Origin of the sequence: Streptococcus danieliae (assembly GCF_025447695.1) — a bacterium.
Lineage (GTDB): Bacteria > Bacillota > Bacilli > Lactobacillales > Streptococcaceae > Streptococcus > Streptococcus danieliae.
In genome coordinates this window covers 1-10,313 of sequence record NZ_JAOBSU010000066.1, presented here as the reverse complement: position 1 = coordinate 10,313, position 10,313 = coordinate 1, and the positions used below count along the sequence as shown (strand labels likewise).

The window sequence follows — 10,313 nt, the reverse complement described above, 5'->3', positions numbered from 1 at the left end:
AAGGAGGGGAGGAAGGAAGATTGTCTTTATTCTATATTGTCAGTTTTCAGGGATTCCACACAACTTGACAAAGAACCACTTAAGCTTCATCTGGGCGTGAGTAGCGGGCTACATCTGCCTCCAATTTCGCAATAAAGTCTGCTACTGGAACTGTTTCAGTTTCCTTGTGACCATAGCGACGAACGTTAACAGATTTATCTTCCATTTCTTTGTCCCCAACAATCAATTGGTAAGGAACTTTCTGAGTCTGGCTTTGACGAATCTTGTATTGCATCTTCTCGTTCCGCTCATCAACAGATACACGGAAGCCACGGTCTTTCAATTCTTTGGCTACTTCCCAAGCATAGTCCACATGGGCTTCACTTGAAATTGGAATAACGGTTACTTGATTTGGTGCTAACCAAGTTGGGAAGGCTCCCTTGTAAGTTTCAATCAAGTAAGCAATAAAGCGTTCCATCGTTGACACGATTCCACGGTGGATCATAACTGGACGGTGCTCTTCCCCATCAGCCCCGATATAGCTGAGTTCAAAGCGTTCTGGCAAGAGGAAGTCCAACTGAATAGTAGAGAGGGTCTCCTCGTTTCCGAGGGCAGTTTTCACCTGTACGTCCAACTTAGGTCCGTAGAAGGCTGCTTCTCCTTCTGCCTCCACATAATCTAGACCTAGATCATCCATGGCTGCCTTCAACATGCGTTGAGCATTTTCCCACATCTCATCATTATCGAAGTATTTTTCTTTATCCTCTGGGTCACGATAAGAGAGACGGAAGCGATAGTCTGTAATGTTGAAATCCTCATAAACAGAGAGCATCAAATCTAGAACCTTCTTGAACTCTTCTTGAATTTGTTCTGGAGTTACAAACAAGTGACCATCATTCAAGCTCATTTCACGTACCCGTTGCAAACCAGATAGGGCACCAGACTTCTCAAAACGGTGCATCATTCCAACTTCGGCAATACGGATTGGCAACTCACGGTAAGAGTGAACATGGTGACGGTAAACTTGGATGTGGTGCGGACAGTTCATTGGACGTAAAACAAACTCTTCCCCATCTTCCATGTGCATCACTGGGAACATATCATCTTTATAGTGATCCCAGTGACCAGAAATCTTATAAAGCTCAGAACTTGCTATTGGTGGAGTGTAAACGTGCTGGTAGCCAGCAGCCAACTCACGGTCTACAATATAACGCTCCAAGACCCGACGCACAGTTGCTCCATTTGGAAGCCAGAATGGCAATCCTTGCCCAACTTCTTGGTTGATCATAAAGAGGTCAAGCTCTTTTCCAAGTTTACGGTGGTCACGCTCTTTGGCTTCCTCACGCATCTTAAGGTAGGCATCTTGTTCCTTTTTATCGAACCAAGCAGTTCCATAAATCCGTTGCATCATTGGATTCTCACTCTTACCACGCCAGTAAGCCCCTGCAACATTCAAAAGATGGAAAATTTCAATATGACCAGTTGTCGGCACGTGAGGACCACGGCAGAGATCCACATACTCACCCTGTTGATAAACGGTCAAACCACCCTCATCATCCTTATGCTCCTCAATCAATTCCAATTTATAAGGATCATTATGGAAGATTTCCTTCGCCTCTTCTTTCGAAACTTCCGAACGCACACTTGGGAAGTTTTCCTTCACAATTTTGTGCATTTCTTCTTCAATTTTGGCCAAATCTTCATTGGAAATTTGCCCCGCTTCATTATCGGTATCATAGTAAAAACCGTCTTGAATCGCCGGACCAACCCCGAGGCGAATATCTGGGAAATGACGTTTAGCCGCTTGGGCAAACAAGTGGGCTGCTGAATGCCGCAAAACTGGAAGGGCATCTTCGTGATCTGGCGTTACAATCTCCAAGTCCCCATCTTGATAAATGGCACGAGTTGTATCAATCAACTTCCCGTTCAATTTACCGGCCAAGGCCTTTTTAGCCAAAGACTTGCTGATTCCTTCAGCAATCTCTACAGTTGTAATTCCATCTTGATACTCCCGAACAGCACCATCTGGAAATGTGATTTTTACCATACTTCTACTCCTTTAAATCTAGTAGACAACTACCCGCAACAAACAAAAAAGCGACCTCCTTAAAAGGACGTCGCAACGTGGTTCCACCTTCGTTTATACCTAGTTAACCCAGGTACCTCATTCTTGGTTCTAACGTAACCACCGTTTTATGTTTGCATAAAATCTTCCCGAGTAGTACCTTCTAACCCTCCTATGCACTTCCACCAACCGTGCACTCTCTTCAAGAAGTTCTGTTAAAAGACATGTCTCTAAAAAAGATTATAGCAGACCCTTTTCAAAAAAACAAGGAAAATCTAGTTTTTTCTCCGACCAGGGTAAGGCAACCGTTTGGCTTGTTCCCGAGAAATCCGAATCACCCGTCTAGATCCTTGTACTGGCAGGGCAGCAACCTTGAAGGGGAATCCGGCAATTGCCTTGAAAAAACGAACCCGGGGTCTGAGGGATCCGATCCCTTGACCTTTCAAATAACCCTTCCGAATCGAAAGATCTAAATAGTACTGATAGACCTGCAAACCAAAATTCTCGGCTGAAATCTCAAAAAGCTTGTTCTGCCACTCCTGCTCTTGAGGATAAGGAGTTGCCAAGAGTGCTTCTAAGATTGCCCCACCCAAGTCCTCTGGTGTTTGATAGAGAGTTCCAAACATTTTGTTCGAAATCAAGCTGTCTAAATAAGGATTGGACTGAGCAATAACCGGAGTACCACTAGCCAAACTTTCTAAAAAGGTAAGGCCCTGTGTTTCACTCGTCGAGGCTGAAACGAAGAAATCCGCCATTCGGTAATAGAGCACCGTCTGTTCCGGAGGTACCATCCCAACAAAGAGCACTCGGTGCTCCACACCAACTTCTCGGGCCAAGGCTTTTAGATTTCCTAGATGTGGACCGTCTCCGGCTACGATTAAACGCACAGCATCATTTTCCCGCAAAACCTCTGGCAGAGCACGGATGATCGCTTGAATATTTTTCTCATAGGAAATCCGCGACAGGCTTAGGAGAATCTTGGTATCAGAAGCCAAAGCTAAGGACTGCCGTAACTCCTGGATAGCCTCTTTTTGAGATTTCACTTGAATAAAGTGATCCAGCTCAATCCCTGTCGGAATCACGCGCTTCTCTGGCTCCACACCATAGCGAACTAACAGATTATAAACAATCTCACTAGGACAAACCACTCCATCCACTTCATCCAGGAAGGTACGCACTAGGTATTTAATCATAGCTGGGCGGATTAGCAAACCCTTAGCAATATAATGGACATAGTCCTCATATTGAGTATGGTAAGTGTGAATAACAGGAATCTCCAATTCCCGTGCAATCCAAAGTCCCAAAAAACCCAAGGCAAACTCCGTATGGGTATGGATCAACTCCAGACGGTGCTCCTTAGCTAAGGACAAGGCCTTGCTGAAGCCCCGATAGGCTACCCGTCGATCTTTAAAAGCAAAAAACGGAACACTGGGGATCCGAATAATCCGATGCTCTGCTACAGAATCAGAATCCACATCGCGATCTGTCGTGGTAAAAATAAATACATCATGTCCCTGCTCCTCAAGCTCTTCCCTGAGGGTTCGGATACTTGTTGCTACACCAGACACCTGTGGAAAATAGGTATCTGTGAACAATCCAATTCTCATCTTACATCTCCAATACTTGACGATAAACCGTCACCAATTGTTGGGCCACCTGATCCATAGACCGACTTTCTGCTACTTGGTAGCCCCGTTCGCGCTTGTCTACCTGGCCAGCTAAAATGGCTTGGATTCCTGCCACAAATTCCTCGTTGTTCTTCCCTAGAGTAGCCGATTGCTCATCAATCCAGCCCTCATAAACGGGAATATCCCGTAACACAACATGCTGATGACTGGCCAGAGCCTCCAAAACAACAATTCCTTCAGTTTCTTCATAACTGGGGAAAAAGAAAAGACTACTTCCGCTTATGGCTCCCTGGAAAATAGCTCCCTTAAAATAGCCAGGGAAATGGACATTTGCAGGATGATCACCCGAAACAACCCTTCGAATTTCACGCGGAATCATCCATTTATTAATCCCGCCAAACCAGATAAATTGTACATCTGGTAATTGCTTGGCCACCTCAACAAAATCCAAAATCCCTTTGCGTTTGAAAAAAAGACCGGCACAAACCACTACCGACTGTCCTTTCTCCAAACCAAAGTGATTGTAGAAAACCTGTTCTTTTTGCGGATCTGGTTGATACTTCCTTAAATCAATTCCATTTGAAATCGCCACAATTGGAGTCTCAACCCCGTAGCCACGAATCAGCTCTTTGGAATATTCCGTTGGTGTAATAATAAAATCAGCTAGCTGATACATGTGTTTGAGGTAAGCACCAACGGCTGGAGCCAAGAGATTGGAACCAATAAAGGAATTGGCAAAATCTTCCCGAGTCGAGTGACCGTGGACAATGACCTTTTTCCCCTGCCGCTTAGCCTGGTGCAAGAGACGGAGACTCTTAGGGCCATAGGTGTTGATGTGAACCAAATCGTATCCAGTTGATGGATCTGTCGTATAGGGAATCCCTGCTAAGTCAAGGGCCCGCATTTGATGCGAAAGAGCGCGACCAATTCCTGACTTCTCAAGAACCGTCTTGCCTTCCAAATACAGTAGAACTTTCATACTCATATTATAAACAAAAGCCATTCAAAATAAAAGCCAAAGCCGAAAAAAGGGATCCCGGCCTCCAGGAATCCCTTACATGCTTTTAGTTAGACGAGCGTGTTGACTGGCGTTCGCTCAAGCCATGGGCCAATTGAACTTCGCGTTCCTCAACTTCTTCCTTGTTCATGATCTTGGTTAACATCCGCATGGAGATAGCACCAATATCGTATAGAGGTTGACGAATAGACGTCATATTTGGCCGACTGTACAAGGTGATTTGTGAGTTATCACTGGTAATCAATTCGAAATCTTCTGGAACTCGAATTCCTTTATCGCTCAGACCATTGAGTAGACCGACAGCCAATTCATCGCCGGATACAATCGCTGCATTGGCTCCAGAAACGATGACTCGTTCAGCTAAGGCATAACCTTCCTCATAATTGTGTTTGGCTTCAAAAATGAGACCTTCACTATACGCATACTTGGCTTTTTTGAGGCCATCACGATAGCCTGGTAAGCGCATTTTACCGTTAATATCATCCACCAAGGGACCTGTCACAAAAGCAATTTTTTCATTTCGTTTAGCCAAGTACTCCACCGCATCCGCTGTTGCTTGACGGTAGTCAATATTGACACTTGGTAATTGCTGCTCAATATCCACGGTTCCTGCTAGAACAACCGGAGTCCGGGAACGTGAAAACTCGGAACGAATTTTTTCAGTTAAGTGGTAACCCATGAAAATGATGCCATCCACCTGTTTTGAAAATAGTGTATTGACAACCGCTACTTCCCGATCATCATCTTCATCACTACTCGCTAGAACAATGTTGTATTTATACATTTCTGCGATATCTTCGATTCCTTTGGCTAGACTGGCAAAATAGGAAGAAGTGATATTTGGAATCACAACCCCTACCGTTGTTGTTTTTTTACTCGCTAAGCCACGAGCCACTGCATTTGGACGGTAGTCTAGGCGATCAATCACGTCTAAAACTTTTTTACGAGTATTTTCTTTTACATTTTTATTGCCATTTACGACTCGACTAACCGTCGCCATGGAAACACCAGCTTCACGGGCGACATCATAAATTGTTACAGTATCGTCAGTATTCATCGATTAACCTCCCAATTCCATTTTGAAAATAACGCTTTCACTTTCGCACAACTATAGTTTATCATTTTTTGGAAACACTTTCAAATATTTTGAGATTTTTTCTAAAAAAGACAATTCATTCCCCATTGCATAATTTGAAGATTTTTGACACAATAGAGATATAAAATAATTGATATAGGAGGTTAAATATGAAGAGCACTGTTGACTTACTTCGTTCTCGCATGCGCGAGCAAGGCATCGATTTGGCAATCATTTCAGATCCAACGAGCATCGCCTACCTAACGAACTTTCAATCGGATCCTCATGAGAGACAATTCTTCTTCTTTCTCCCGCTTGAAGGCAGTCCAACCTTGTTTACACCCGAACTAGATCGGGATCGTGCCAAGTCCTTGGTTTCTTACAATATTGTGAGCTACCACGATTCGGAAAATCCTTGGCAGAAGATCCAAAGCTTCCTATCTCGTGAACGCTATCGCATTGGCTTAGAGTTTCAACACCTCCGGCTGCGGCAATATTACGAACTCATGCAAATTTTGACGGGACAAATTGTCGATCTCAGTCCCACAATCGAGCAAATCCGCTTGTACAAAACACCTGTGGAACTGGATTACCTGCGGAAGGCTGGACAAATGGCCGACCATGCTCTTGCACTCGGCTTCCAAGCGATTGCCAAAGGGAAAACCGAACTAGACATCATCGCAGCCATTGAGGGACCCTTACGGAGCCAGGATGTTTCCATGAGCTTTGAAACCATGGTGTTGGCTGACAAACATGCAGCTGATCCTCATGGAATCCCAACCAACCGTCCCCTCAAAAACAAGTCTCTCCTCCTCTTTGATCTAGGGACCTGGCATCAAGGCTATGCCAGTGATGTCAGCCGTACCGTTGCCCTCGGCCAACCAACCGTGCTTCAAGCCACCATCTATGATATCGTTCTAGAAGCCCAGTTAGCTGCCATTGATGCCATTAAACCGGGGGTTACAGCTGGCGAAATTGATGCAGTAGCTAGGGATATTATCACAAAGGCCGGTTATGGCGAATACTTCAACCATCGCTTGGGACACGGAATCGGCCGGAGCCTCCACGAATTCCCTTCCATTAATCAAGGGAATCCCCTCGTCTTGGAAGAAGGCATGACCTTCTCCGTTGAACCCGGCATCTACCTTCCTAACAAGGTTGGAGTGCGGATTGAAGACTGTGGTGTAGTCACCAAAACAGGTTTCGAAGCCTTTACCCATACCCCAAAAGAACTTCTCAAATTCAAATTATAAAAATAGGTGAGCGGGGGCTCACCTATTTTTGTTTATCCTAGAATACTGCCATTCGGGATAGCATCATCCACAATCATCACTGCCAACCGGTCCTCAAATTCAGCAGAGAGAATCATTCCTTGACTAACCAGCCCCATCATTTTCCGAGGCTTCAAGTTCGCAACAATTTGTAGTTTTTTCCCAAGTAGCACTTGTGGATCTGGGTAATAAGCCGCAATCCCCGATAAAATCTGACGATCCTGACCATCACCAGCATCCAGACGGAAGGCTAACAACTTATCACTACCTTCAACTCGCCAAACATCCTTGACCTCAGCCACACGGATCTCAACCTTATCAAAATCCTCGAACTTAATGGCCTTTTTATTCAGCAGCAAATCAACATTGGCAGGATCCCAGGCCTCTTCTTGTTGACCACCAGCCATTTGCGATTGGATATAGGCAATTTCTTCCTCCATGTCCAAACGTGGGAAGATTGGTTGCCCCTTGGCCAGAACCTGAGTCCCAGCTGGAATATTTCCAAAGGCTAGTCCTTCTAAGCTGCTAATTTCAGCCAAACCCAATTGGTTCAGGATCGAACGGCTTGTTTCCATCATGAAGGGCTGGAGAAGCCCAGCAATCCATTGTAGACTGGCTACCAGATGACTCATGACACTAGCCAACTGCTCACGATCCCCCTCTTCCTTGGCTAAGACCCAAGGCTGGGTCTCATCAATGTACTTGTTGGTCCGCATGATGAATTTCCAAACCGTTTCCAGAGCACGTGGCAGATTGACTGCTTCCATCTGCTTATGAAACTCTTGGATAGTCTCCTGCGCCTTGACTTCTAAATCTCCATCAAAGGCAGTTACACCAGACACAAAAGCCGGAACCTGACCATCAAAGTATTTATTGACCATAGCCACTGTCCGATTGAGCAAGTTTCCTAGGTCATTGGCCAGTTCATAATTAATCCGGCCTAGGTAATCTTCCGGTGTAAAGGTTCCATCAGAACCTACAGGAAGGGAGCGCACCAAATAGTAGCGTAGGGCATCCAAGCCGTACCGCTCTACTAGCATCTCCGGATAGACAACATTCCCTTTAGACTTGGACATTTTACCATCTTGCATGACAAACCAGCCATGGGCAATCAAGCGTTTTGGAAGTGGTAGATCTAGCATTTTCAAAATAATTGGCCAGTAAATCGAGTGGAAACGCAGAATATCCTTCCCAAGCATATGGATATCTCCTGGCCAGAACTTAGCAAAGTTCTCATCCGCATCTTGGCCATAGCCCAAGGCTGTGATATAGTTTGCTAGAGCATCAATCCACACATAGATGACATGTTTAGGGTTGGAAGGAACCGGCACCCCCCAGGTAAAGCTAGTCCGTGACACAGCCAAATCCTCCAAACCTGGTTCGATAAAGTTCCGCAACATCTCATTCATCCGTCCATCCGGACTGATGAACTCAGGATGCTCTTTGAAATAGTCTGCTAACCACTGGGAGTATTTACTCAAACGTAGGAAGTAAGACTCCTCGGAAACCCACTCGACCTCATGACCTGAAGGGGCAATCCCCCCGATAACTGTTCCTTCCTCATCCCGGAAAACTTCGATCAATTGCGTTTCCGTAAAGAACTCTTCATCGGAAACAGAATACCACCCTGAATATTCACCCAAATAAATATCATCCTGGGCTAAAAGCTTCTCAAAAATCTGCGCCACCACAACTTCATGATCCGCATCTGTCGTTCGAATAAAGCGATCATAGGAAATATCCAACAGTGACCACAAGTCCTGAACATCCTTAGCCATACCGTCTACATAGGCCTGAGGCTCAAGCCCTGCATCCGCCGCCTTATCCTGGATCTTCTGACCATGCTCATCCAAACCAGTCACAAAAAACACATCAAAGCCCATCAAGCGCTTATAACGTGCCAAAACATCACTCGCAATTGTCGTATAAGCCGACCCAATATGCAACCGCCCACTCGGATAATAAATCGGCGTACTAATATAAAAAGTTTTATCAGACATTCTTCTCTCCTCAAAATTACTCCCTTTATTATACCACGCTCCAAAAGCCACAAGCAAACCCAAAATAGAGAATTCAAGGGACTAAATTGCACCCAAATCCAATAACACAAAAAAGAGGCTAACGCCTCCTTACTAGTCGGGAAGACAGGATTCGAACCTGCGACACCTTGGTCCCAAACCAAGTACTCTACCAAGCTGAGCTACTTCCCGTAGATATAAATTAGGTTCTATCTTTCTAAGATACTCCCTATATAAACTTCATGCACCCTAGAGGAGTCGAACCTCTAACCGCCTGATTCGTAGTCAGGTACTCTATCCAGTTGAGCTAAGGGTGCCCATTTGCCGAGGACCGGAATCGAACCGGTACGATCTAAACGATCGCAGGATTTTAAGTCCTGTGCGTCTGCCAGTTCCGCCACCCCGGCGCCAAAGCGAACGACGGGATTCGAACCCGCGACCCCCACCTTGGCAAGGTGGTGTTCTACCACTGAACTACGTTCGCAATCCTCTAATGCCGGCTACATGACTTGAACACGCGACCCTCTGATTACAAATCAGATGCTCTACCAACTGAGCTAAGCCGGCCTATTACTATTATGCGGGTTAAGGGACTTGAACCCCCACGCCCGAAAGCGCCAGATCCTAAATCTGGTGCGTCTGCCAATTCCGCCAAACCCGCATATGACCCGTGCTGGGCTCGAACCAGCGACCCATTGATTAAAAGTCAATTGCTCTACCAACTGAGCTAACGAGTCTATCTCCCATTCTCCATAACTGGTTCATAGGGGACAAGCTTACGCTTGTTTTATCAGATATCTCAAAAATATGCACCGCATATTTTTGACGGTCCCGACGGGAATCGAACCCGCGATCTTCGCCGTGACAGGGCGACGTGATAACCGCTACACTACGGGACCTGTACTTTCGTACAATGGGAGTTAACGGGATCGAACCGCTGACCCTCTGCTTGTAAGGCAGATGCTCTCCCAGCTGAGCTAAACTCCCTCTTTGAATTATGGATAGAAACTCCATCCATAATTCAAACGGTAATTCATCTCTCTAGAGCATCTGGAAGGGAGAAAGCTTCGCTTTCTTTATCCCATTACCTTCTTGAATGAATTCCTCATTCAAGAAGCTCTCCCAGCTGCTCCTTCTATTGAATTACCTGTCTGCTAAGCGACTACCATATCTCACAGGGGACAACCCCCAACTACTTCCGGCGTTCTAGGTCTTAACTTCTGTGTTCGGCATGGGAACAGGTGTATCTCCTAGGCTAT

The 10,313-nt window shown here is 45.5% G+C and carries 6 protein-coding genes, 9 tRNA genes and 1 rRNA gene; 1 reads left to right on the top strand and 15 read right to left on the bottom strand.

Annotation, left to right across the window (positions count from 1 at the left end):
- Positions 1 to 79: 79 nt before the first annotated feature.
- From thrS to ccpA, 4 genes are all read right to left on the bottom strand, one after another.
- Positions 80 to 2,026 (bottom strand): threonine--tRNA ligase, encoded by a 1,947-nt coding sequence (gene thrS, locus N4310_RS05780; RefSeq protein ID WP_262092428.1) that lies wholly within the window; start codon positions 2,024 to 2,026, stop codon positions 80 to 82.
- 293 nt (positions 2,027 to 2,319) lie between these two features.
- The gene (locus N4310_RS05775) at positions 2,320 to 3,651 is read right to left on the bottom strand and encodes a glycosyltransferase family 4 protein (RefSeq protein ID WP_262092427.1); all 1,332 of its coding nucleotides are present in this window, start codon (positions 3,649 to 3,651) and stop codon (positions 2,320 to 2,322) included.
- A gap of 1 nt (position 3,652) precedes the next feature.
- On the bottom strand, positions 3,653 to 4,651 hold the full coding sequence (locus tag N4310_RS05770; protein WP_160333023.1) for an LTA glycolipid anchor biosynthesis glycosyltransferase, IagA/BgsA family: 999 nt from the start codon (positions 4,649 to 4,651) through the stop codon (positions 3,653 to 3,655).
- A gap of 85 nt (positions 4,652 to 4,736) precedes the next feature.
- Positions 4,737 to 5,747: a catabolite control protein A gene (ccpA, locus tag N4310_RS05765; protein ID WP_262092426.1), complete on the bottom strand. Its 1,011-nt coding sequence runs from the start codon at positions 5,745 to 5,747 to the stop codon at positions 4,737 to 4,739.
- Positions 5,748 to 5,935: 188 nt separating this feature from the next.
- On the opposite strand from ccpA, the gene N4310_RS05760 reads away from it, so the two are divergent.
- Positions 5,936 to 7,018 carry a M24 family metallopeptidase gene (locus tag N4310_RS05760; protein ID WP_262092425.1) on the top strand — a complete coding sequence of 361 codons (1,083 nt, stop codon included), beginning with the start codon at positions 5,936 to 5,938 and terminating at the stop codon, positions 7,016 to 7,018.
- 32 nt (positions 7,019 to 7,050) lie between these two features.
- On the opposite strand, the gene metG is transcribed toward N4310_RS05760, so the two are convergent.
- The 11 genes from metG to rrf form a co-directional block, all read right to left on the bottom strand.
- Positions 7,051 to 9,087 carry a methionine--tRNA ligase gene (gene metG / locus N4310_RS05755; protein WP_262092424.1) on the bottom strand — a complete coding sequence of 679 codons (2,037 nt, stop codon included), beginning with the start codon at positions 9,085 to 9,087 and terminating at the stop codon, positions 7,051 to 7,053.
- 85 nt (positions 9,088 to 9,172) lie between these two features.
- A tRNA-Pro gene (locus N4310_RS05750) sits at positions 9,173 to 9,246 on the bottom strand.
- Positions 9,247 to 9,297: 51 nt separating this feature from the next.
- Positions 9,298 to 9,371: transfer RNA gene (locus N4310_RS05745), tRNA-Arg, on the bottom strand.
- 5 nt (positions 9,372 to 9,376) lie between these two features.
- Positions 9,377 to 9,461, bottom strand: a tRNA-Leu gene (locus tag N4310_RS05740).
- A 5-nt stretch (positions 9,462 to 9,466) separates the two neighbouring features.
- A tRNA-Gly gene (locus N4310_RS05735) sits at positions 9,467 to 9,538 on the bottom strand.
- 10 nt (positions 9,539 to 9,548) lie between these two features.
- Positions 9,549 to 9,621 (bottom strand) — tRNA-Thr (locus N4310_RS05730).
- Positions 9,622 to 9,633: 12 nt separating this feature from the next.
- Positions 9,634 to 9,715, bottom strand: a tRNA-Leu gene (locus tag N4310_RS05725).
- Between the two features lie 3 nt (positions 9,716 to 9,718).
- Positions 9,719 to 9,791: transfer RNA gene (locus N4310_RS05720), tRNA-Lys, on the bottom strand.
- Positions 9,792 to 9,880: 89 nt separating this feature from the next.
- Positions 9,881 to 9,953: transfer RNA gene (locus N4310_RS05715), tRNA-Asp, on the bottom strand.
- 15 nt (positions 9,954 to 9,968) lie between these two features.
- Positions 9,969 to 10,041 (bottom strand) — tRNA-Val (locus N4310_RS05710).
- Between the two features lie 166 nt (positions 10,042 to 10,207).
- Positions 10,208 to 10,313, bottom strand: a 5S ribosomal RNA gene (rrf, locus tag N4310_RS05705); the annotation flags it as partial.

Excerpts from the sequence above, each read along its gene's own strand:
- thrS (WP_262092428.1), bottom strand. The coding sequence starts at position 2,026 with ATGGTAAAAATCACATTTCCAGATGGTGCTGTTCGGGAGTATCAAGAT.
- N4310_RS05775 (WP_262092427.1), bottom strand. The coding sequence starts at position 3,651 with ATGAGAATTGGATTGTTCACAGATACCTATTTTCCACAGGTGTCTGGT.
- N4310_RS05770 (WP_160333023.1), bottom strand. The coding sequence starts at position 4,651 with ATGAAAGTTCTACTGTATTTGGAAGGCAAGACGGTTCTTGAGAAGTCA.
- ccpA (WP_262092426.1), bottom strand. The coding sequence starts at position 5,747 with ATGAATACTGACGATACTGTAACAATTTATGATGTCGCCCGTGAAGCT.
- N4310_RS05760 (WP_262092425.1), top strand. The coding sequence starts at position 5,936 with ATGAAGAGCACTGTTGACTTACTTCGTTCTCGCATGCGCGAGCAAGGC.